This is a genomic window from Oscillibacter sp. UBA6647, from assembly GCA_002455655.1.
Lineage (GTDB): Bacteria > Bacillota > Clostridia > Oscillospirales > Oscillospiraceae > Oscillibacter.
This window is the reverse complement of sequence record DKLF01000018.1, coordinates 28,249-52,133: the sequence shown is the minus strand read 5'-3', so window position 1 is coordinate 52,133 and position 23,885 is coordinate 28,249. Positions and strand designations below refer to the sequence as shown.

Annotated in this window: 17 protein-coding genes and 1 tRNA gene; 14 read left to right on the top strand and 4 right to left on the bottom strand. The window is 53.9% G+C overall.

Annotated elements, in window-relative coordinates; genetic code table 11:
- The first annotated feature begins 116 nt into the window (after positions 1-116).
- The 4 genes from B2W96_RS01640 (at position 117) to B2W96_RS01625 (ending at position 4,718) form a co-directional block, all read left to right on the top strand.
- A complete protein-coding gene (locus B2W96_RS01640) occupies positions 117-1,709 on the top strand; it encodes an amidohydrolase (RefSeq protein ID WP_293007899.1) in 1,593 nt (530 codons plus the stop codon).
- 68 nt (positions 1,710-1,777) lie between these two features.
- Positions 1,778-2,863, top strand: a complete 1,086-nt coding sequence (locus B2W96_RS01635) for a TRAP transporter substrate-binding protein (RefSeq protein ID WP_293007897.1) — start codon at positions 1,778-1,780, stop codon at positions 2,861-2,863.
- An 83-nt stretch (positions 2,864-2,946) separates the two neighbouring features.
- Positions 2,947-3,450: a TRAP transporter small permease gene (locus B2W96_RS01630; RefSeq protein ID WP_293007895.1), complete on the top strand. Its 504-nt coding sequence runs from the start codon at positions 2,947-2,949 to the stop codon at positions 3,448-3,450.
- On the top strand, positions 3,447-4,718 hold the full coding sequence (locus B2W96_RS01625; protein ID WP_293007893.1) for a TRAP transporter large permease: 1,272 nt from the start codon (positions 3,447-3,449) through the stop codon (positions 4,716-4,718). The genes B2W96_RS01630 and B2W96_RS01625 overlap by 4 nt, the downstream gene beginning before the upstream one ends.
- 270 nt (positions 4,719-4,988) lie before the next feature.
- Here the strand turns inward: B2W96_RS01625 and B2W96_RS01620 are convergent, their stop codons facing one another.
- The 3 genes from B2W96_RS01620 to B2W96_RS01610 all read right to left on the bottom strand — a co-directional run bounded on the left by B2W96_RS01620 (position 4,989) and on the right by B2W96_RS01610 (position 11,983).
- Positions 4,989-8,582 carry a response regulator gene (locus B2W96_RS01620; RefSeq protein ID WP_293007891.1) on the bottom strand — a complete coding sequence of 1,198 codons (3,594 nt, stop codon included), beginning with the start codon at positions 8,580-8,582 and terminating at the stop codon, positions 4,989-4,991.
- Positions 8,583-8,636: 54 nt separating this feature from the next.
- A complete protein-coding gene (locus B2W96_RS01615) occupies positions 8,637-10,835 on the bottom strand; it encodes a bifunctional diguanylate cyclase/phosphodiesterase (RefSeq protein ID WP_293007889.1) in 2,199 nt (732 codons plus the stop codon).
- A gap of 266 nt (positions 10,836-11,101) precedes the next feature.
- Entirely contained in the window at positions 11,102-11,983 is an 882-nt protein-coding gene (locus tag B2W96_RS01610; RefSeq protein ID WP_293007887.1) for a GDSL-type esterase/lipase family protein, read from the bottom strand.
- Positions 11,984-12,269: 286 nt separating this feature from the next.
- Between B2W96_RS01610 and B2W96_RS01605 the strand changes: the two genes are divergently transcribed.
- Positions 12,270-12,346: transfer RNA gene (locus B2W96_RS01605), tRNA-Val, on the top strand.
- A gap of 555 nt (positions 12,347-12,901) precedes the next feature.
- Here the strand turns inward: B2W96_RS01605 and B2W96_RS01600 are convergent.
- The gene (locus tag B2W96_RS01600; RefSeq protein WP_293007885.1) at positions 12,902-13,807 is read right to left on the bottom strand and encodes a LysR family transcriptional regulator; all 906 of its coding nucleotides are present in this window, start codon (positions 13,805-13,807) and stop codon (positions 12,902-12,904) included.
- Positions 13,808-14,111: 304 nt separating this feature from the next.
- On the opposite strand from B2W96_RS01600, the gene B2W96_RS01595 reads away from it, so the two are divergent.
- From B2W96_RS01595 to leuB, 9 genes are all read left to right on the top strand, one after another.
- The gene (locus tag B2W96_RS01595; protein WP_293007883.1) at positions 14,112-14,834 is read left to right on the top strand and encodes a creatininase family protein; all 723 of its coding nucleotides are present in this window, start codon (positions 14,112-14,114) and stop codon (positions 14,832-14,834) included.
- 31 nt (positions 14,835-14,865) lie between these two features.
- Positions 14,866-15,438: a TRAP transporter small permease gene (locus B2W96_RS01590; protein ID WP_293007881.1), complete on the top strand. Its 573-nt coding sequence runs from the start codon at positions 14,866-14,868 to the stop codon at positions 15,436-15,438.
- A complete protein-coding gene (locus tag B2W96_RS01585; protein WP_293007879.1) occupies positions 15,435-16,721 on the top strand; it encodes a TRAP transporter large permease in 1,287 nt (428 codons plus the stop codon). The genes B2W96_RS01590 and B2W96_RS01585 overlap by 4 nt, the downstream gene beginning before the upstream one ends.
- 60 nt (positions 16,722-16,781) lie before the next feature.
- On the top strand, positions 16,782-17,828 hold the full coding sequence (locus tag B2W96_RS01580) for a TRAP transporter substrate-binding protein (protein WP_293007877.1): 1,047 nt from the start codon (positions 16,782-16,784) through the stop codon (positions 17,826-17,828).
- Positions 17,829-17,891: 63 nt separating this feature from the next.
- Complete coding sequence (locus tag B2W96_RS01575) at positions 17,892-18,821, top strand: M20 metallopeptidase family protein (protein WP_293007875.1); 930 nt, start codon at positions 17,892-17,894, stop codon at positions 18,819-18,821.
- Positions 18,822-19,522: 701 nt separating this feature from the next.
- The gene (locus B2W96_RS01570; RefSeq protein ID WP_293007873.1) at positions 19,523-21,034 is read left to right on the top strand and encodes a 2-isopropylmalate synthase; all 1,512 of its coding nucleotides are present in this window, start codon (positions 19,523-19,525) and stop codon (positions 21,032-21,034) included.
- A 15-nt stretch (positions 21,035-21,049) separates the two neighbouring features.
- On the top strand, positions 21,050-22,318 hold the full coding sequence (leuC, locus tag B2W96_RS01565; protein WP_293007871.1) for a 3-isopropylmalate dehydratase large subunit: 1,269 nt from the start codon (positions 21,050-21,052) through the stop codon (positions 22,316-22,318).
- Complete coding sequence (gene leuD / locus B2W96_RS01560; RefSeq protein ID WP_293007869.1) at positions 22,315-22,812, top strand: 3-isopropylmalate dehydratase small subunit; 498 nt, start codon at positions 22,315-22,317, stop codon at positions 22,810-22,812. The genes leuC and leuD overlap by 4 nt, the downstream gene beginning before the upstream one ends.
- Positions 22,809-23,879 (top strand): 3-isopropylmalate dehydrogenase, encoded by a 1,071-nt coding sequence (leuB, locus tag B2W96_RS01555; protein WP_293007867.1) that lies wholly within the window; start codon positions 22,809-22,811, stop codon positions 23,877-23,879. The genes leuD and leuB overlap by 4 nt, the downstream gene beginning before the upstream one ends.
- Positions 23,880-23,885 lie beyond the last annotated feature (6 nt).

Here is a 23,885-nt window from a genome sequence, read left to right as displayed (position 1 = left end):
AATCAGCTAAATTGCAACCGTGGATTTTCAGAATTTCTCAGACAAGTGATCACGCTCAACAGCGCAGGCGTGGGCGGCCCGCTTTCGTGTCGCCCGGATGAAGAGGGAGGAGAAGTATGGCCACAGCCTATGTCAACGGAACGATTTACACCATGAGGGCAGAGGACGACCGCTGCGAAGCCTTTGTGGTGGATGACGGAAAATTTTTATACTGCGGCACGGAGGCGGAGGCACGGAGTCTCTCCGGCGAAAACGTGGTGGACTTGGCGGGGGCCACCGTGCTGCCCGGCATGATCGACACCCACCAGCACCTGTTTGCCTACGCAAGAGATCGGCTGAAGCTGAATCTCAAAAAGGCGGAATCCTTTGAGCAGCTTTTGGAGCTGATTCACCAGCGGGCACAGGAAACGCCTGCGGGACAGTGGATTCTGGGCGTGGGCTTTGACCATGAGAAATTTACCGACCGCAAGGCTCTTCCCTCCAAGGAGGAATTGGATCGCGTCTGTCCCAACCATCCCCTGCTGATCACCCGCTACTGTCTCCACGTGAACGTGGCGAACTCCCTTGCGCTGAAGACCGGAGGAATCGGTCCCGGCTTCCGCCCCAAGGTAGAGGGGACTGTGGAGTTTCGACCCGACGGCCAGCCCACCGGCACATTGCTGGATGCGGCGGGTGCAGACCTCGCCGCCCTGATTCCCGACGCGCTATCCACACAAGAGGGCCGCAAGGACGCGGTGGAGGCCGCCTGCCGGGAGCTGAACCGCCACGGCCTGACCGGCGTTCACGCTATTCAGGGCCTTCACTGCAATCTTCCGGAGTTTACCAGCGTCTATCAGGACCTGGCGGACGAAGGCCGCCTGAGTGCGCGGGTCTTTCTGGGCTTTGACCGGCTGCCCGGCTGCTCCATCCGCACGGGGCTTGGGGACAACATGGTGAAATTCGGCTTCTATAAGCTCTATGTGGACGGAAACATGGGCGGACGCACCGCACTGCTGACCCAGCCCTACGAAGACGACCCTTCCACCTGCGGCGTTCTTAACTACACGCAGGAAGAGCTGGACCGCCAGGTAAAGCTGGCTTACGACCAGAACATTCAGGTGGGCGCCCACGTCATCGGGGACAAAGCCGCCGAAATGCTGACTACGGCCATTGAGCACGCCGTGGCAGACCGGCCCGGCAACGACCCCCGGTGCTTCCGCATGATACATATGTCCCTTTTGAATCAGGACGTGGTGGAGCGCATTGCCAAGCTGCCGGTGGTGGTGGACATTCAGCCCATGTTTGTGTCCACCAATGTCCGTTGGTCGGAAACCCGGGTGGGCCGCGAGCGGGCCAGATACCACTATTGCTGGAGAACTCTGCTTGACAGCGGTGTGATTCTGACAGCCGGCTCCGACTCTCCCTGCGAGTCCTTCGCTCCCATGGACGGAATTTATGCGATCACCACCCGCAAGGGAATGGACTGCTGGCCGGCGGACGGCTGGTTTCCCGAGGAGCGGGTCACGGTTTACGAAGCCGTCTCCATGTACACCCGCAACGCAGCTTTTGTCTCCTATGAGGAAGACCGCAAGGGAACCATTGAATCCGGTAAGCTGGCGGACTTCGTGCTGCTGGATGCGGATGTCTTTCGGACAGCCCCTGATAAAATCAAGGATATTGGTATTGTGAAAACCTATCTGGGCGGAAAGCTCGTATACTCCCGTGAATAACCGTGTCTCGGATACGCTTGCATATTTGACAAACATTATGAGTAATGGAATTTGTGAGGAGAATTATGATGAAAAAGGCATTTAGTTTGCTTCTTTCCCTGGCGATGTCCGCCGCTATCCTGTCCGGCTGCGGCGGAACCAACACCTCCGGCGGATCGGGCGCGGGCAGCGGCGCGTCATCTTCCCCTGCCGTTCCCGTGGAGGTAACCACGCAGGTGACTTCCACCGACAAGGTGACCATCCGTGTCGCGTACGATGTGGCCGAATCCCACCCCTCTCATACAGCCACCGTTGAAAAATTCAAGGCGATGGTGGAGCAGGGCTCGGGCGGCAACATCACCGTAGAGCTGTATCCCAACTCCCAACTTGGCTCTCTGTCCGAGAATATGGAATCCATGCGCATCGGCGATTTGGAAATGGCCTATCTGAATGATGGCACCATTTCCGCCTCCGTGCCCGAGTTTAGCGTGGTGGGCCTGCCGTACCTGTGGACCTCTATCGACGCGGCCCACGAGGCGCTGGACGGGGACTTCGGCCAGTATCTGGACCAGAAGCTGCTGGACGGCACCGGTATCATCAACCTGGGCTATGCGGACGTGGGATTCCGCAACATTACGAACAGTAAGCAGGAGATCAAAACTCCCGACGATTTGAAGGGCCTGAAAATCCGCACCATGACCAATCCTCTGCACGTGGAGTATTTCACCGCGCTTGGTGCCATTCCCACGCCCATGTCCTTCAGCGAGTTGTTTACAGCTTTGCAGCAGAAGACCGTGGACGGGCAGGAAAACCCCACCGCTCTGGTTTATAACAACGCGATCTACGAAGTGCAGAAGTACATGACCATTTCCGAGCACGTTTGGACCAGTTGCCCGCTGACCATCGCGGCCAACTTCTTCAACGGCCTGCCCGCCGACTATCAGGCGCTGATTAAAGAAGCAGCAGCAGCCACCATCTCCTATCAGCGGGAGATGATTACAAAGGAAAATGCCGACCTCGCCTCCGAAATCGCCGCAGCGGGTGTGCAGGTCACGACCCTGACCGATGATGAGAAAGCTGCCTTTAAGAAGGTCGCGGAGGACTCCGTTTACAAAACCGCTGCCGCTGATTTTGGTCAGGACCTGATTGAGATGGCCACAGCGCACAACAAATAAAAACCGCCCCAGCAAACAGCGAGGGAGCCATATCGGGGCCGTCGGTCCCGATATGGCCCCAGAGAGAGGAGCGCCAATCTTTCATGAGTGTATTAAGATTCTTAAATACAAAACTGGAGGAAGTTTTCCTGGTAATCCTGATGGCCGCGGCAACCATACTGGTCTTTGCACAGGTTTTTACGCGGTATATTTTGAGAATTCCTCTGCCCTGGAGTGAAGAAATCGCCCGCTACATGTTCCTCTGGCTGACGTGGGTCGGCGCGTCCTTTGCCACAAAGGAGCGCAAGCACGTCAATATCGACGTTGTATATCAGTTGCTTCCTCAGGCAGGAAAGAAAGTCTGCACAGTCCTCTCCACGTTTATCTGGATTGTCTTTGTCTGCATTATGGCCTATCTTTCCATCAAGCTGACCCTCAGCGTGGCAAGCGGTGGGCAGATTGCCATTGGCAGCGGAGTCCCCATGTGGATTCCTTACGCATCTATTCCCACCGGCATGATCCTCATGCTGTTCCGCCTGCTTCAAAACTGCGTTCATGACCTAAGAGGCAGCGCACAAGCAGACCGGGAAGGCGGTGAAAACGCATGATTCTCAAGATTTTGATTCTATTCGGTGTGATGTTTGCCCTGATGATTATCGGCGCGCCGATTGCCGTTTCTCTGGGCATCGCAACGATCACAACGATGATCACCACCACCAATATCGGACTGACGTCCATCGCCACCGCCTGCTTCAGCGGACTGGACTCTTTCCCGCTGATGGCGATTCCCTTCTTCATTCTTGCGGGCAACCTGATGCGATCGGGAGGTATCTCGCGACGAATTTTGGATTTCGCGGACGCACTGGTAGGCTCCATCACGGGCAGCACCGGCATGGTGACGGTGGTTGCGTCCATGTTCTTCGCGGCCCTGTCCGGGTCTTCTCCAGCCACTGTGACCGCCATCGGCGGCATCACGATTCCCGAGATGAAGAAAGAAGGCTATGACCCGGCCTATGCCACCGCACTGGCCGCCGCCGCGGGAACCATCGGCGTAATTATCCCTCCCAGCATTCCCTTTGTTATTTACGGCGTGGCCGCCCAGTGCTCCATTTCCGATTTGTTTTTGGCGGGCATTATTCCCGGAATTATGATCGGCATTGTGCTGATGGGCGTTAATTACTTCACCTCGAAAAAGTACAATTACGGCACCAAGAAAAAATTCCATATAGGAACCCTGATTGCCACCTTGCGCACCTCCATCTGGGCGCTGCTGGTGCCGGTGATTATTCTGGGCGGAATCTACGGCGGCATTTTCACCCCCACCGAATCCGCCGTGGTGGCCATTGTCTACTCCCTGTTCGTGGGCGTGTTTGTGTATAAAGAGCTGGACAAAAAGGCCATTTACGAGGCCCTGCGGGATACCGTTCTGATTAACGGACAAACCACCTTCCTCGTGGGCATTTCCATGGCCTTCGCCCGGTTTTTGACCATGTCGCAGGTCCCCACCAGCATCGCCAGCAGCATTTTGAACATCAGCAACCCCATTTTAATTCTGCTGGTAATTAACGTATTCCTGCTGATTGTGGGCTGCTTCATCGACAATATTTCCTCCTGCGTCATCTTGACGCCCATTCTACTTCCCATTGTCACCGGCATCGGGATGAGTCCCATCCAGTTCGGTATTGTGATGACCGTTAACCTGGCCATCGGATTCATTACTCCGCCATACGGCTGCAACCTGTTTTTTGCCTCGGCCATCTCCGGGGTGCCGGTTACAAAAATTGCCGCCAAAATCTTGCCCATGATTTTAGTAATGATCTGCGTTCTCATGCTGCTGACGTTTGTTCCCGCATTGAGCATTGGCATTTTGGGATGACTCTCCTTTTTCCCGACCATTCTTACAGCAATTCCACAGAGGAATGCGAAAAAAGGAAGCAGCGTAAGATGGTGGGCTGGAAGGAGGAGGACGCCGACGGGCTGACGCCCGTCAAGGACGACAACGCGGCAGACCGCCATTTTACACGCTGAACTTTTTGCAGTTTTTTGTGGAATTGCTGTAAGTGTATACATCCGCGCCGGAGTCTCGTTTTGATGATGTACTCTACGTAAAAGGTCCCGGCGTGTTACAGCACGCCGGGACCTTTCTTTATAAATTCTCATCCTCCGCGCAGATAAACCCATGCAGCGCACGATACAGCGCCTCCGGCTCAATCGGCTTGGCCAGATGGGCGTTCATCCCCGCCGCCAGACTTTTTTCCACGTCGTCCTCAAAGGCGTTGGCGGTCATGGCCAAAATGGGCGTTCGGGCGGCATCCGGCCGGTTCATACCGCGAATCGCACCCGCGGCGGTCAGCCCGTCCATCAGCGGCATGCGAATATCCATCAGCACCGCGTCGTAATATCCCACCGGAGATTTTTTAAACAACTCCAGCGCTCTCAGTCCGTTCACAGCGGTATCCACCTTAAAGCCCACCCGCTCCAGCAGCTTTACGGCAATTTCAATATTCAAAGGATGGTCCTCCGCCAGCAAAATGCGGCGGCCCTCAAAATTGTGGACCTCAGCCGCGGGCAGCGGCTTGGGCTGCGTCTTGCCTGAGGAAGCCCGCGCAAAGGCGGACACCAGCGTGGAGCGAAACAGCGGCTTTTCCAGCAGCACGTCCACACCGGCGGAGCGGGCCTGCTCCTCAATGCTGCCCCAGTCATAGGCAGTCATCAGGAAAATCATCATTTCCCGACCCGCCAAGGCGCGCAGCCGCCGCGCCGTCTCCACCCCGTCCATCTCCGGCATTTTCCAGTCCAGAAAAACGGCGGTAAAGCACTCGCGGCACTCCATCAGTGCCTTTGTCCGGGCGATGGCCCGGGGGCCGCTGTCCACGCCCTCGGCAACAGCGCCCATCTCCCGAAGCATCTGCACCGTGCTTTGACACACAGCGTCGTCGTCGTCCACCACCAGACACCGCATCCCCTTGTATGCAAGGGCCTCCTCCTTTCGAGGGCTCTCTTCCGGGCCTGCGCCCAGCCGCACGTCCACCGTGAACTCAGACCCCACCTCTGGAATGGAGCGGACGGTAATATGTCCGTTCATCATGTCCACAATGTTCTTCGAGATGGCCAGACCCAGCCCAGTACCGCCGTATGCAGTGGTGGAGCCGCCGCTCTCCTGGGCAAACGCATCAAACACTCGGGGCAAAAAGCCCGGATCAATGCCAATTCCGGTGTCCCGGATCACAAAACGAAGCGTGGCGTCGCTCTTCCCGCGGTTCACCTCCTCGGCTGAGAAGGTGACCTTTCCGCCACCCGCGGTAAACTTCACGGCGTTGGTCAGGATATTCACCAGCACCTGCTGGAGCTTCATCTCGTCGCCGGTGTAGCCCTCGTCCAGCCCGGGATACAGAACGCAATCAAATTCCACGCCCTTCTGCCCCGCCTGTGCGCGAATGATATCGGCGGTGTTGCAGATCATGTCCTTGAGAGAAAAGGGTTGATTTTTGAGCAGCAGCTTTCCGCTTTCAATACGGCTCATGTCCAAAATATCGTTGATGAGGGACAGCAAAAATCGGGATGAAACACCGATTTTAGCAAGACAGTCTGAAATCTCCTGCCGGTCATCCACTGCGGAGGCGGCAATGGACGCCATCCCAATAATGGCGTTGAGCGGCGTGCGGATTTCGTGGCTCATGCGGGAGAGAAAGTCGCTCTTGGCAAGATTGGCCTGCTTTGCCGCCTGAAGGGCAGTAAGCAGCGCCTCCTGCTGGCGCTGTTCACTTTCAATGATATCGGTGATATCCACTCTGTTGAGGCAGACATGGCCGGTGATTTTATCGATGTATGAAAGGCTGTATTTTTTATACCGCAGCCCTCTGTTCGTCTGGCTTGGCACCGTGAAGGAATAGGAGGGACTCGTCTCCAGCCGGGCACGGATGTTGTCAAAATCCAACTGCCTGAAATATTCCGCCCGGGACGCCTCCGGAATCGCGGCGGCGGAACCCCTGCGGAACTCCACATGAAATTCTCCCTTGTCGGGCAGGTTCATCACGCCCGCCTCGCCCCGGGCCGCAACGTGATAGCGGTTGTTTTCAATGTCCACGTCCATCAGAAAATCATAATCCATGATGGACGCCTGCTCCAGAAGCCTGCGGGAAAGCCACTCCTCCGTAATGTCAAAGCTGTAAATAAACAACGTCAGGTGGCTGGTTTCCGGGGTGAGATAGGTGCGGCCCACCGTCCGGCACCAAATCATCTTCCCATCCGCGCGGCGGCGGCGGTACTCCACACTGTGGTCCGTCTCTCCAGAGGCATAGGCTTCCATCAGGCGGTCACGGGAAAATCGCTCCAGAAAACGGGCCGCATCCTCTCCGGATGCGGCACTGTCGCCTATGTAGCGCATGGCCTCGTCCACGGTGGCAGCGGCAAAATACGCAGCCGTGGCGGCGCCGCCCACTCCGGAATAGGACTCGAACGCGTCCTCCGTCAAATCCGCCAGGGCCTTTGCAATCAGATTCGGAGCCGCCAGCTCTGTGGCATGGTCTGATTCCCGCTGAAACCGCCTGCGGACCCGTGCCCGTTCCTCCACCTGCTCGGTCACGTCGGTCAGCATACAGAAGAGCACAGGCTCGCCGCCGTCGGTTGCAACCGTGATATGTCCCCGCAAGGCAATCCAGATGGACTCGCCGTTTCGCCGGTTCAGGCGGCACTCGGTGTACACGCTTCCGGCTCCCGCAGCAAGCTGCGCGTGAAAGGCCGGGAGAATCTTTTCCGCGTCCTCCGGCTCCAGCAGGGCTGTCAGGCGGTTCCCCGCCAGAGCCAGCTCCTCCGGTCCATACCCGGTGATGCCGTACAGTACGTCGCTGGTGTCCAGCACCTCCAGACCTTCGGCATAGCGGCAGCGCAGCACCGCGCCGGGAATGGTATTGAGCAGTTGGCGCCGGTCCTCCTGCGCGATGCGCAAGGCCGTGATATCCACGCACACGGAAATAATTGCGGGCTTCCCATTTTCCGCCGTGACGCTGCGGCCAATATCGTGCACCCAGATGTACTCGCCTGTTTTTTTCCTCATCCGGTACTCCACTGTGTATTCGCCGCTTTCGGCAATCTGCCCGGCGATCCGGTGCGCCACCTCGGCCCGCTCCTCCGGATGAATGCCGTTTGATATCAGCCCCGCAATATCCGTCACGAACTCTTGCTCGCTGCCATAGCCCAGATAGTCCAGCATCCGCTGGTTCACAAAGTAGAACGGAAAGCCCGGCTCCTGATAGCCGCCGATCATACCGCCGGGAATGGCCTCGTTTAAAAGGTCGCTGCGCTGGCGGTTCAAGCTTTCCATCACCAGCGTGTGGGGATAGTGCTCTCCACCGCGCTGATTGCCTGTGGCTTCGGAAATGTGGATATGGCAAACGCGCCAAAGTCCCTTTTCCGTACGAAGCAGGAAGGAAAACCGCAGCCGCCAGCTATATTCTTTATTTTGCAGGAGTACCTCCAGCTTCACGCAGGCGCAGCCCTGTGCCACCTGCTGCTCCCATGGGTGGAGAAATACGATGTGAAACTGGCCCGGCTCCTCCCGGCAGTCCTGTGTGAGATAGTCCTTCATGGCGGCGGCGCCCAAAACGTCTTCTCCGCCGCCGGGGCCTATAAAGCCGATCTCGTCAGACAAATACCGGGACGCGGTTTCTGCATCCCGGCGGCAAAACCAAACCCGCAAAAATTCCTGCACCTGCCCCATGGCTCCGGCACACTCTTTCATTGGCAGCACCCCTTTTCCAACAGCAGTTTTCGCCTTCATGACCCCGCCTCTGTCTCAGGCAAAGCACACACCTTTTTGATTGCGCTTTGCCCGGTAAAGCGCCTGATCTGCCCGTGCGAAGGCCGCATCAAAAGATTCTCCCTCCCCCATCAGGGCCATGCCCGCGGAGCAGGAGGGGCAAAAGCCGTCGGGCAGATGGGGACTGCTGTCCCGAAAGGCCTGACAGATCTCCTGCCCTTTTTTCATGGCGGCCTCTGCCGAGCGCATCCGGGGCATCACGGCCACAAACTCGTCCCCGCCAATGCGGGAGAGAATGTCCCCGCCCCGGGTATGAGAGCGAAGCACACTGCTGAACCGCCTGAGCATCTCATCGCCCCCCGCGTGGCCCTTGGAGTCGTTGCAGTCCTTCAGATTGTCCATGTCGAACACAAAGACCGACACGCTGGTCTGTGACTGGTCCAGCCGCGCCATGGCGTCGTCCAGCCCCCGGCGGTTTAAAAGGCCGGTCAGATAGTCCTGATAGGCGGCCATCTCCAAAATATGGGTCTTTTCCAAAATATCCGCATTTTTCAGGGAATTTTCCTCCTGCGAATCATCCACATCCTCGAGAAACTGCTCAAACTCCTTCCGGGGAAGCGGAGGCGCATAATAATATCCCTGGGCATAGTTGCACCCCATGCTCCGCAGCTTTTCCACCTGCTCGGCGGATTCCACGCCCTCGGCAGTGACCTGAAGGTCCAGCCATCGGGCAAGGCTCACCACGAAGCTGAGAATTCCGCGGCGCTTGCTCCGCTCCTGATCTTCCTTCAAAAACTTCATATCCAGCTTCAGAATATCAATCGGCAACTCATTGAGCATATTCAGCGAGGAGTAGCCGCTGCCAAAATCGTCCATTTCAATGGTAAACCCAGCGTTGCGAAGCTTTGTCACCTCGTCGCAAAGCTGACGGCGGTCCTCTGTATAGGCCGTCTCCGTAATCTCCAGATGAAGGAGGGACGGCTTGATGCCGTACCGCTGTCGAATTCTCAGCAGCACAGACTCCAGATTGACGTTATAGATGTCGGCCCTTGAGACGTTGACGGAGACGGGCACCAGCGGCATTCCCCGCAGCTCCCACTCCCGCAGGGCAGAGGCGGCCTCCTCCCAGATATACTGATCCAGACGGGTAATAAAGCCGTTGCGCTCAAAAAGCGGCATAAAGCTTTCGGGCAGCAAAAACCCCAAAGTGGGGTGATTCCAGCGCACAAGCGCCTCCGCGCCGCAGATGCGGCCGCTGCGCAGGCTGAATTTAGGCTGATAAAAAATCTCAAACTGACGGGCGGCCAGAGCGGCTTCCATTCCGTCCTCCAGCGTTTTTTCCCACAGCCGGGTCTGGCGCAGCTCGTCGTTGTAAAAGGCCAACAGTCGGCCGTATTCCCCCCGGATGGAGTTGCAGGCCAAAAGCGCCCGGTCGCACATCTGCTCCACGGGAATGTGCAGATCCGTGATGGAATAGACCCCCCACTTCATGGAAAAGCTCTTCACGCCGGACTCTCCCCGGATGTGCTCCGTGGCCCGGCTTAATGCGGCCTCCAAATCTATGGAGTCACGCCGGACCATACACGCGAAAATGTCCGCCTGCAGCCGTCCGCAAAAGTGCTCGCCCGGCAGCCCGTCCCGCAGTTCCCGGGCAATCAGGCGCAAAATCTGATCTCCCACCGCAAGACCGAACACCTCGTTGATAAACTTAAAATTCTTCACGTTGGAGCACAGCAGGTCATAGGGCTCGTCCGGATTCCGGCGCAACGCTTGACGCACCTGCTGATAGAAAAACGCCTGGCTGTGCAGTCCGGTCAGCCGGTCGTGCTCCATTTGATTCACCAGCGCCGCCGTCTCTCGCAGGGAGATGATGTTGGCGGCTCGGTGCAGCACCACGCCGGGCTTGTACGGCTTTGTAATAAAATCCATGGCCCCGTGGGTCAGCGCCTCCACCTCGTCCTCCTCCCCGCCGCTTTGGGTTACAACAATCACGGGGATGGCGGATAGAAGCTTGTCCGTCTGCACGCTTTTCAAAAACGCGTAGCCGTCCATCACAGGCATCCTGATATCCAGAAAGATCAGAGAAATTCTCAGCGACTCCCGGTTTAGAATCTCCAGCGCCATCTGCCCGTCGGAGGCCTCCAGCGTTTCATATTCCCGGGAGAGAATTTTACAGAGCGTCAGGCGGTTGGCAACACTGTCGTCCACCACCAGAATCTTGCGCCGCGTATTCATCCCGCTTTTTCCCCCGTTCTTTCCCAGCGTGCGCGTCCGCCCTTGCCGAGTCCGCCGCAAACAGTGACGCTAGAGGCGGCGGGGCTTTGGCGCACGGTGAATGAAATAATAATAGGTTATTGTATTATATAATTATAATATTAAAATTACAACGCTTCATCTTATTTTCAGCCCGTTTTTTTTTAAATTTAAAATAAATAACACAAAAACCGCCGCATTTTCCGCTTTTCTAGAAAATGCGGCAGTTTTCGCGCCTGCCTCCGGAATTACACGGGGTGTTCCCTCAAATATTCCAGCCACTTTTTGCACCCTGCGGTGTTGAGATGCACCCCATCGGTGGTCAGTTCCGTGGGGAGGGTTCCGTTTTCATCCATCACGGCTGAGGCCACGTCCAAAAATGTGCAGCCCTCCGCCGCTGCCAGATCTTCAAGAAGCCCGTTAAACAGAACGATGCGCTCGTTTTTTACATAGCTTCGTTTGGCGTCCTGCTTTGCGCTGACAGGCGGCAGGGACTCAATTACAATTGTCGTCCCGGGGTGGTCCTCCCGAATGCGGGCAATCACCTTTGCATACTGCTCCGTAAACTCCTCCGTGCGGTACCAGCCCAGCTCGTTGATGCCCAGCATCACATAAATTTTTCCGTAGCTTCCCCGGGAGAGCGCGTTTAAAATTGTCTCAGCCCCCGAAGGTCCCTCCTGCGTCGCCTTATCCATGACCGTCTGGACGGTGGCACCCACCGCACAAAAATATGTACCTTCCGTCAGGCCGCTGTATAGCTGAAAGCCCTCGGTCCGGGAGTCTCCAACGAAGGCCGCGTCTGCAAAATAGCTTTCTTCCACAGGAATGCTTTCCCCACCTGCTTCAGGTTCCGGCAGAGCGTCCGTTTTTTCGCCCTCTTCGGCGGGTGCTTCCTCGCCGGGAGCGGCAGGGCCGGTGGGGCCGTCCAAAAAATCCGCCCAAGCCTTGGGCGGCTTCTGCGCCTCCGTCTGTGGAACAGCCGGGGTGGCCGCCGCCGCCACGGAGGCCAGTGAGGCGTCCAGCGTGGGCGTCAGCGGCGTGGTCACTGTAAGACCCACCGTCAAAAGCAGCACCAACAAAACACCCTTACGTATTCTTTTCTTTTTCCGCTCTTTTCGTCTTCCCGCCACGCTGCTCGCTCCTTTAACCGGTTTATGTATTCCATTGTATACAAAAAGGACGCGCCAAAGAAGAAAAAAGTGAAGACAATCCAGTTAAAAATAATGACAAATTTCGTCGAAAGAGTTACAGTGCCGCCCCGTAGGTAGCTCTTTACGCTCGGGCGACTTTGTTTTGACGAACGATGAGAAGGTTCTTTTAAAGCCACAGTCAGCATTTTTTTATTTTTGCTGCTTGAATTTTTGAAAAGCTGTTGACAAACTTGTCGTTTTCGTGTATTATTCATTCGTTCGCTTCGGACGATTAGCTCAGCTGGCTAGAGCACCTGCTTGACGTGCAGGGGGTCACAGGTTCGAGTCCTGTATCGTCCACCACAAAATCCTTTAGAGCCTTACGGCTCTAAAGGATTTTTTTTTTGCTTCTCGGAGTGTGTATTGAAAGTCGGTTCACCATAAGCAAAAACGAAAGATGCGTTGCCGCCATCTTCAATTTGCAAAGGACCATAAACACGGGAAATCCGTCTAGGTATCGAGCTATCCGTCAAATAAACTTATAGGTAATTTCAATTATTGGTAATGAAAATTGGTATCTGAATGAAATGCTTGTCAAGCGGCACGGGATTAACTGGCAATTCTATAAAAATCGTGTCAGATGTAAGAAAGATACCGCAATAAGCACGGGGATGCTCTAAGGGTATTTTGCGAGTTTACTCATAACGACACAAAGAAAAGGGAGACGGTTCCCACATTTAAATATGACTCAAAGGTGAGGTCCTCGGTCCGAATCTGGGCAGCAACTCCAACCCCCGCCGTTTTTATAAAAACGGCGGGGGGTTTTCTTGAAAAGTTCTGACCCACACGCAAAAATGACCGAAGACGAATAAAGACCACCGGTAACGGGTTATGGAAAAAGGTAAGACTGCAAAGCCGTTAATAAAAGACCTTTGGCATCCAAAGTGTACCTTCATAATAACTGGCGAGCATATTGAAAAGGACTTGCGTATGCGGGTTGCTGTTTTCTTTCTTATAGATCGCGTAATAACGCCGTGGCCGATAAAGCGGATCGACTCCGCGTGTAACGATGTTTTCATAACGCGAGGTATCCACAAAGGATGGAATAAAACCAACCCCGCGCGCTGCATTGATCAGCATAAGTTTTGCCTCAAAGGAATTAACATAGTCGATCGAACAGAATGGAACCATGCCGCGAAATGCGCTGCGTACTGTGCTGATGCTGCCTTCGTGCATAGTAATAACGTTTTCATTTTCCAACGCCGCAAGATTAATCACATCGTTCGCAGCAAGCTTGTTATCTTTGTTCAATGCTAATACCCAAGGCCGGTCATGCAGCAAGGCAAGAACCAATTTGTCGCGCGGAACTGTGGCGATAAATTGGTCGCTTGAAACAATGATATCAATATGATCGCGCATTAGTTCGTCAAGCAATTCTTTATACTTGTATTGCAAGCAGTTGATTCGCGGCACAGGATACTTCCGAAGGAATTGCTGAATGACGGGCTGAAGCAATACGTGCTCATATACGCCAAAGCCAACCTGAATGGTATCCCGTACACCTTTTTGCACATTCTGCGCTTGGACGACGGAGTTTTGATATTCCTGCAGCATACGAACCGTTTTGTTATAGAATTCCCGGCCAGCATTCGTTAACTCTACCTTGTGGTGGTTGCGCAGAAACAGTGAAACCTGAAGCTCGTTCTCAACGCTGGCAATCTTTCGACTGATTGCTGTCTGGGAAATATTTGCCCGTTCTGCAGCTTTGGTAAAACTTAATTCCTGCGCCAAAGTGACAAAGCATTCAAGATTATCAATTGTCATTGTTCCCTTCTAACCTTTCCGCAGTATTACTTACGTATTCCTTAACATACTTCGATAAAAATGTAAAGAAAAAATATTGAATGCATTATTGACATAATAGAATACGGCATTATATTAAAAAACAAGCTAAAAATATGGGATGGAATATTTGATATGAAAAAAACGCATAACAAAACTCAAATTGCACTGTGTTAAAGCGATAAATATTATAGTATGCTACATACACAGAAAATACAGTCTGCAAGTATTGGTTTTTGTGCCAGTATGTGATATTGCAGCAGTTAAAATTGGGAGGAATCTTAGTATGGAATACTACATCCGCAAGCTCTCCGGCAAGAAGTATCTTGAACGTCTCAAGCAGAATCCAACCGTAATCATTCCGACCGGCGCTTGCGAAGTGTATGGCCCGCAGCTTCCGATGGGGACAGACCTGCTTGCCGCCCAGAAAGTCGCAGAGCAGATTGCTGAGCGCACGGGCGCCTTGATCGCACCGACAATTGAAGCGGGGGAGTCGAGCGCATTGGGCTCGTTCCCGTGTACTTTTGTGATGCCGCGCAAGATCCTGGAGGACTATTTAGACTGGCTTGTGGACAAGCTGATCACAGACGGCGCGAAGAATTTCATTTTTATTACCGGACATGCCGGTAATGTGGATACGGTCGGCTACATTATTAAGAAAAACCTTGACAGAGGCATCAAGGCATTTCAGATCGACTGGTGGCGTTTCACCCAGTCTCATTGTGAAGGCATCTTCGATAACCAAGGCGCCATGGCCCATGGCCATGCGAGCGAATGCGGCACCAGCGTTATGATGTATCTCCATCCTGAGCTTGTTGATCATGCAGAGATTACCTGTACGCAGGCTAAGTCCAACAAGTTCCCGGATATCCTCACCTACTCTAAGTTTATTGACAAGACGGATAACGGCAGCATCGGCGATTCCACAACTGCAACACCGGAAAAGGGCAAGGAGATGGTAGCCCGCTGCGTGGAGCGCATTATGGAGTATATTGCCGAACGGTTCTAAAAAAAGGCCGTATCATAAGGAGGAGACCTATATGAGAAGCGATAAAAAGCCAATCGACTTTGCACTCCCGCTGCGACATTTTGTTGGGATCGTTTTCTTTTTTGTGATTGCGGTGACGTGCGTTCAGGTCATTTCGCGCTACGTGTTTCACTATTCACTGATCTGGAGCGAGGAGTCTGTTCGCTTCATGGTCGTTTGGCTGTGCATGGTCGGATCGGCTGTTTCAAACTTTGATGACGACCACATGATGATTAACATCATTGTTGAAAAATTTCCTCGGCCCATGCAGTTTGCTGTGTATACCCTGCGCCAGCTGCTAATTATTGCGTTCTGCGCCGGGTGTGCCTATGCAAGCATTCCGCTGCTCAAGGCTGCGGGAAGCGATATTCTCGGCGCTATCCCTGTCCCTGCCTACACCTGGCGTCTGGCTGCTACGGTCGGTCTTGCCCTTCAGGCTATTATGACGTTGCTTCGCTGGTGCCGTGATTTGGGCCGTTTCCGCCGCGGAAAATTCTGCCTCAAGGATGCGGATACGGAAACAGCTGAGAGCGTCAATGAGATAGAGATACCAGAACATAAGAACAAAGGAGGCGAAGAGGTATGACATCCGGTGCTATGATCGCACTGTTTTTTGTGGCGCTTTTGGTCTTAATGCTGTCAGGTATGCCGATTGCTTATTCCCTCGGGATCGCGTCCGCCGGATACATGGTCGTGTCCGGAACCTCGCTTGCGATGGTTGCACAGCGCATGGTCAACGGAGCAAATTCGTTTACCATGCTTGCCATTCCGTTTTTCTTTATGGCAGGTGAGCTGATGAATATCAGTGGCGTCACGGATAAGATCATCAATATGGCAAAGGCGTTGGTCGGGCACTTTAAGGGAGGCCTTGCCCAGGTCAACATTGTTGCGAGTGTGTTTTTTGCCGGTGTTTCAGGCTCCGCCACAGCGGATACCGCTGCTCTCGGGTCCACGCTGATTCCGAAAATGGTGGATGAGGGCTATGACATTGATTTTTCCGCGGCGATTACCGTTGCGTCGTCCTGCGTCGGCCCGATCATTCCTCCGAGCATTACGCTGGTCCTTTATGGAATTCTCTCCGGAACAGATGTCGGCAAGCTTCTGATTGCCGGTATTGTTCCGGGCGTTGTGATCGCATTGCTTCAGATGGTCTATACGCACTTCTATGCGGTCAAGATGAACTATCCCAGCTATCCCAAGGCGACGCCCAGGGAAGTCGGGAAAGCTGCCAGAGGCGGATTCAGCGCCTTGATAATGCCCATCATCATCATCGGCGGAACGCTTTCCGGCATATTTACTCCGACGGAATCCGCTGCGATTGCGGTGCTCTACGGCAGTTTAATCGGCTTTTTTGTCTATCGGAATATCAAAGTCCCTCAGTTTTATGAATCACTTAAACGCGTGGGCGTTCAGAGCATGAATAATTTGTTTATTCTTGCAGCTGCTGCGTGTTTCAGCTGGGTACTCACGATCACCAAGGCGGCAGATGTACTTGTCAATCTGATGCTCGGAATCAGCACAAACAAATATGTGGTGCTGCTGATGATTCTTGCGCTTTTGATATTCATTGGATTTTTCATGCAGGCCTCACAGGCGCTTGTCGTACTTACGCCGATGCTGATGCCGGTGGTTGAGGCCATTGGTGTGAATCCGATTCATTTCGGACTGATTATGGTCGTGACATTGACCTTCAGCGGCTGCACACCGCCTGTCGGCAGTATGCTGTTCGTTGTTAACAGCATTACAAAGATTGGCTTTGCCAGACTCAGCAAAGCAATGTTGCCTTTGTACTTGCCGCTGGTTGGCGCGATCTTGCTCATCACATTTTTTCCACAGCTAAGCTTGTTTCTACCCAGCCTGATGGGGTGAAATTGGTTTGAAAGGCGTTGCATCCTTTGAAATAACTTAAAATAAGGAAGGAAGACTCCCATGAAAATGAAGCGTATTTTTTCTCTTGCTATGTCCCTTGTTATGATTGCATCTGTGCTGGCGGGCTGCTCAAATGGCAATGGCGATGCTGCCTCGGCCTCTGCCGCCTCCGGCGGCAGTAAAAGTTCTGCACAGCCGACCAAGGCCAGCATCCAAATCAAGTATTCGACCTGGGCCAGTGACGGCGAGGCTGCCTATGAGGGCATGAAGATGTTTAAGCAGTACGTCGAAGAAGGCTCCAACGGTGACATTGAAGTTCTGCTGTATCCTGCTAATCAGGCTGGCAGTACCAATGAACAGGTTGAGCAGGTCAGTATGAACCAATTACAGATGATGTCGAGCGGCGATCCCGGTATCAAGGAACTCGAGTATCTGTGTCTGCTGTATCTTTTCGATAGCCTCGACAAGTACATGGAATTCATGGAAAGCGAAATCGGCCAAACATACATTCAGAAGGGCATTGATTCCCGCAACACCCGTACCCTCGACATTCTGCCCCGTTCCCCGCGAATCATCTCAAGTAATGTTGCCATCAACTCCCTTGCCGACATGAAGAACCTCAAGCTGCGCGTTCCGGAAAAGGATTACTATGTTGACACGTTTAAGGCGTTCGGCACCAATCCTACACCGATGGACATGGGAGAAGTCTACTCCGCCATGCAGACCGGCGTTGTGGAAGGTCAGGAAAACCCGATCGAGACCATCGTCTCTTACGGTTTCCAGAATGTCAACAAGTACTTGGTCATGTCCGACCACATTATCAAGCCTGCGTTTGTTATGATCAACAACGATTTCTTCACTGGCCTTTCTCAGGAATATCAGGATTTGATTGTTGAATCTTGTCAGCGTGCACGCGAGTTTGCCAACGAGTATATGGAAGAGGCCATGCAGCGTGATCTGCAAACCTGCATTGATGCCGGTATGACCGTTTGCAAACCTGACCTTGCCGAATGGAAGTCCGCCACGCAGGAAGTCCGCGATAACCTTGGCGTCAAGGTTTGGGGCGAGGGCGATTATGCTGCCGTTAAGCAGATCGCTGAGGGCTGAATTAATTCCGCGAATACCAAAAGGGTGGTCTGAACAGGCCACCCTTTTTTAAAGGAGTATGTTATGAACGTTCAGGAAATCGTCAATCAATCTGCTGAATATGGCATCAATCTGCGCAGAGAGCTCCACCGGCATCCGGAGCTAAGCCTTAAGGAGTACAGGACCTCGGAACTGATTCGTACAGAACTCAAGAAGATGCGTGTGGAGCCGCTTGAATTTGGCCTTGAGACCGGCGTCATTGCCGATATTCACGGAAAGAAACCCGGCACGGGGAAGACGGTTGCCATTCGGGCCGATATTGATGCGCTGCCGGTGCAGGAAGATACCGGAGAGGCTTTCGCCTCGGAAAATAAAGGTGTCAGTCACGCCTGCGGACATGATATGCATACAGCGGCGCTGCTGCTTGCAGCCCGTGTGCTGAAAGAGCATGAGAGTGAGTTCAGTGGAACGGTACGACTGATGTTCCAGCCTGCAGAAGAAAATGGGTGCGGAGCGCGCATCCTTTTGGAGCACGGCGTACTGCGGGATCCGCATCCGGATTTTGTGCTTGGCTTCCATACATGGCCGGACACTCAGGCGGGAAAGGTGGGCGTCCGCTTTGGCGCATCCCATGCTTCGTCGGACACGGTCAAGATTAAGGTTAAGGGCAAGGGAGGCCACGGCGCGCATCCTTACCGGTGCGTAGACCCGATCGTCGCCGCGTGCTATCTTGTCACGCAGATGCAGTCGATCATTTCCAGGGAATTGTCCATCAATGACGGCGCCGTTCTCACATTCGGCGTGATTCGCGGCGGAACAGCGCCCAATGTGATTCCTGGGGAAGTGGAGCTGGAGGGCACGCTGCGGGCGCTTGATCCGCAAAAGCGGCTGCAGGTCCTCGACTCTATCCACCGCGTGGCAAAGCATGGCTGCGAGACGATGCGGGCCGAGGCCGAAGTCACTATAGAAGAGGGTATGCCGCCGCTTGTCAATGATCTTAAAGAACTGCTTTGACGAACGCGGTATTCCGACGGCTGCCGCGGTGCTCGTTCAGTTCGTCCTCGACGAGCTGATGTGACCAAACTAATTTCCAGTCGATTCGGTATATTGCGCATCTATTTAAACATCATCTGCATCCGTTCCAGCTTGTATAAATCATTTATAATAGCGTCTGATTTTATCACAGGCTGTGTTTTACTGCATTTTTTGTAAAATGCCGCCTTAAAGTTCCAAATCTAACCATACAAAAAAATTTAGGCAAATTTTACATTATCCAGGATACGGAAGACTTATAAAATATTAAAAACGTCAAAAATAAAAAAGTAGGATTGACAAACCATCTGCAATCCTGTACAGTGACGCTCAATAGCAAAACGAACAGATACGATGACAGGGAAAAAATCTCCCCAGGACGCTTCAGAGAGTTGCCGGACGCTGCGAGGCAATGCAGAGCGGAGAGATGTTACTGGCCCTTGAGTACTTCTGCTGAAACGGCTCAGGCCGTTTAGGCGGGAACGGGTTTCCTCACCGTTACCAGAGAGGCGGGATTCGCTCAAGATAACTGAGCCGATACCGAAAGCGGGCATTTTATGCCAATCGGAGTGGTACCGCGGAAGTTTAGGCTTTCGTCTCTATAATTATAGAGACGAAAGCCTTTTTTTGTCGTCTGTTCGGATATAGAAAGAACGATTCAAACCAGATCAGGAGGATGACGCATGAGATACATTAAAATTTTTGATACGACTTTGAGAGATGGTGAGCAGTCTCCCGGCTGCAGCATGAACCTAAGTGAAAAGATCGAGATGGCCAAACAGCTTGAAAAACTGGGGGTAAACATTATTGAGGCTGGATTCGCCATTGCTTCCCCGATGGACTTCAAGAGTGTTCAGGCGATTGCCGCAGCGGTGAACGCCTGCACAGTAGCCAGTTTGGCCCGCTGTACCAAAGGTGACATTGACGCCGCCTGGGATGCCGTCAAAGAGGCAAATCATCCCCGAATCCATGTTTTTTTGGCTACCAGCGATATCCACATGGAGTATAAGCTGCGGATGACGCGGGAAGAGGTACTGGCCTCCATCAGCGAGATGGTAGGCTATGCAAAATCCAAGTGTCCGGACATCGAATTTTCGGCCGAGGATGCGTCACGCTCCGACCCGGCATTTCTTGCAAAGTGCTATACCGCTGCAGTGGCCGCCGGCGCCACAACACTGAATGTCCCGGATACCGTTGGGTATTCCACACCGCAGGAGATGGCTGATCTGATTACTTATCTCCGCGCCAACGTGATCGATATCGACCAGGTGGATATCTCCGTCCACTGTCACGATGATTTGGGCCTGGCGGTAGCCAATTCGCTGGCTTGTATCCAGGCAGGAGCGGTGCAGGTGGAGTGCACCGTCAACGGAATTGGCGAGCGTGCCGGAAACGCCAGCTTGGAAGAAGTTGTTATGGCGTTAAAGACCCGCGGAGACTTTTATGGTGCGCAAACGCAGATCAATACCCGCCAGATATATAAAAGCAGCAAGTTGCTCAGCAATATCACCGGCGCTCTCATTTCGCCCAGTAAGGCCATCGTGGGAGCCAATGCCTTTGCTCATGAATCCGGAATCCATCAGCATGGCGTGATCGCCAACGCCCAGACTTATGAAATTATAAAATCCACGGATGTGGGAATCCCGCAGAACACCATGGTTTTGGGCAAACACTCCGGCAAGCATGCCCTACGGGAGAAGCTGGTTTCCATGGGTTATGAACTGGTCGATGGAGAGCTGGATGATGTATTTGCCCGGTTTAAGGCGTTGGCGGATAAGAAAAAGACAATCACCGGCTCTGACATCGAGGCTTTGATTTTAAACCGCCGCCACACCGGAATTGATTCCTGCCAACTGATCAGTCATGTAATTAACGCCGGTGACGGCATGCCGAACACCTCCTGCGTCAAAATCAAGCGGGATAATAAGATATTGCAGGAAGTGGCAATCGGCTCCGGCCCACTGGACGCTTCCTTTAAGGCGATCAATCAAATGCTGGGAATCCGCGTGAGTCTTGACAGCTTCAGCCTCAATGCTGTTACGGACGGGGAAGACGCCATCGGCGAGGCAGTCGTCAAAATCTCCGATGGTACAGGCAATAGCTATACCGGGACCGGATTATCCACGGACATTATAGAATCTTCTATCCGCGCTTATGTCAACGGTATCAATAAAATGATCGAAGCAACCGCATAAAAAGGAGAACGCACAATGGGAATGACGATGACACAAAAGATTCTGGCCTGTCACGCAGGACTTCCGGAAGTTCATGCAGGGCAATTGATTCAGGCAAAACTGGATCTGGTTCTGGGAAACGATATCACTTCGCCTGTGGCGATCAATGAATTCGAGGCCAACGGCTTTACGAAGATTTTTGACAAAAGCCGCATTGCCATGGTGATGGATCATTTTACTCCCAACAAGGATATTAAGGCGGCTACCCAGTGCCAGCAGTGTCGAACCTTTGCCCGCCGGTTTGATATCGACCATTATTACGACGTAGGCGAGATGGGGATTGAGCACGCCCTGCTGCCGGAAAAGGGACTGGTTGGTCCCGGCGAAGCCGTGATCGGCGCCGATTCCCACACCTGTACCTATGGTGCGCTTGGCGCTTTTTCCACCGGCGTTGGCTCCACGGATATGGGAGCAGCTATGGCCGTTGGCGAGACCTGGTTCAAGGTACCCTCCGCCATCCGGGTTAATCTCACCGGTGAGCTGCGGCCTTATGTTTCGGGCAAAGACGTGATCCTGACGCTGATTGGGATGATCGGGGTGGATGGCGCTCGGTATCAATCCCTGGAGTTTTCCGGTGACGGCGTCAAGAATCTGACGATTTATGACCGGCTGACCATTGCCAATATGGCCATTGAAGCCGGTGCGAAAAACGGTATTTTCCCAGTGGACGAAGTGACCCGGGCCTATGTGGACGGCCGGGTGGACCGTCCGTGGACAGCCTATGAAGCAGATCCCGACGCGGAATATGAACGGACCATTGACCTGAATCTTGGAGCCATCGACTGCGTGGTGGCGTGGCCCCATCTGCCGGAGAACGCCCACAGTGCACGGGAGGGGGCGAATATTGCCATCGATCAGGTGGTGATCGGTTCCTGCACCAACGGCCAGCTGCCGGATTTGGCAGCGGCAGCGGAAATTTTGAAAGGCCGCCATCTTGCGTATGGTGTTCGGGGAATCGTGATCCCCGCCACGCAGGCGATTTACCGGGAGTGCATTCGCTGCGGTTATACAGAGATCTTTCTTGATGCCGGGTGCATTGTCTCCACGCCTACCTGCGGGCCCTGCCTGGGCGGTCACATGGGTTGCCTGGCTCCAGGAGAGCGTGCCGTCTCCACCACCAACCGTAATTTTGTAGGCCGCATGGGTCACGTTACCAGCGAGGTCTATCTGGCTTCTCCGGCGGTTGCCGCCGCATCCGGCATTGCCGGGCATCTCTGCCATCCTGAGGAGGTTATGAAAAAGTGAATGCACACGGAATAGCACATAAATACGGCGATCACATTGATACTGACGTCATTATTCCAGCTCGCTATTTGGCAACGCAAAATCCCAACGAGTTGGCGGTCCACTGCATGGAGGATATCGACAAATCTTTCCGGCAGAAGAGCCAATCAGGGGATATTCTGGTGGCTGGCTTGAATTTCGGCTGTGGTTCTTCCCGGGAGCACGCCCCCATTGCCATTAAAGCCAGCGGCATTTCCTGCGTCATTGCCAAGAACTTTGCCCGGATTTTTTACCGCAACTCCATCAATATTGGCCTGCCCATTCTGGAGTGTCCGGCCGCCAGCGAGGGAATTGACGACGGCGATGAGGTGACGGTGGACTATAATACCGGCGTCATCACCGATGTAACCAAGGGCGAAACCTATCAGGCAGAGCCTTTTCCGCCCTTTATTAAGGATATCATTTCCAAAGGTGGCCTGATGGCATCCTTTCGGGCGAAAGGAGCTGCGAAATGAACAAGACGATTGCTGTGATTCGTGGCGATGGCATTGGCCCGGAGATTGTAGGGGAGGCGATCGGCATTTTGGATGCCGTCGCCTGTAAGTTCGGCCATACCTTTACCTATCGAGACGCGCCCATGGGCGGCAGCACCATCGATGCCTTCGGCATACCACTGCCGGATTCCAGTCTGGATACCTGCCTTTCCTCCGACAGTGTACTGTTGGGTGCGGTGGGTGGTCCCAAGTGGGACGCCGTCCCGTCGGAGAAGCGGCCGGAGCGCGGCCTTTTGAAGCTGCGAAGCGCCATGGGGCTTTATACCAATATCCGACCCGCCCGCATGTTTGCCGATCTCTCCGCCGCCTGTCCGCTTCGAGCGGATATTGCGGCGGCGGGCATTGACTTTGTAGTGGTCCGGGAACTGATTGGCGGAGTTTATTTTGGAAAACACACCACCGAGGAACGAAACGGTGAGCAGGTAGCAACGGATATCATGGCTTACAGCGAGCATGAGATCCGGCGCATCGCCCATGTGGCGTTCCAGATGGCGCAAAAACGCCGGAAGCAAGTGACCTCTGTTGACAAAGCCAACGTACTGGATACCTCCCGGCTCTGGCGCAAGACGGTCTGCGCAGTGGCGAAGGAGTATCCAAACGTGGAGCTGCGGCATATGTACGTGGATAACGCCGCCATGCAGATTGTCCGCGATCCCAGCCAGTTTGATGTCATTGTTACCGAAAACCTCTTTGGTGATATTCTCTCCGATGAAGCCAGCCAGATTACCGGTTCCATCGGAATGATCCCATCCTCCAGTATGGGAGACGGTAGCCGTGGTTTGTATGAGCCTATTCATGGCTCGGCCCCGGATATTGCCGGTCAGGACAAAGCAAATCCCATCGGTACGATCTTGTCCGCCGCCATGATGCTGCGGTACAGCTTTGGCATGGCGGAAGAGGCAGACGCCCTGGAGGCAGCGGTAGAGACGGTACTGCACACTGGTTATCGCTGCGGCGACATTATGGATCAGGGTGGAACTTTAGTGGGCTGCCGGGAAATGGGCCAACGGATTCGGGAGCTTATTTAGGACTTA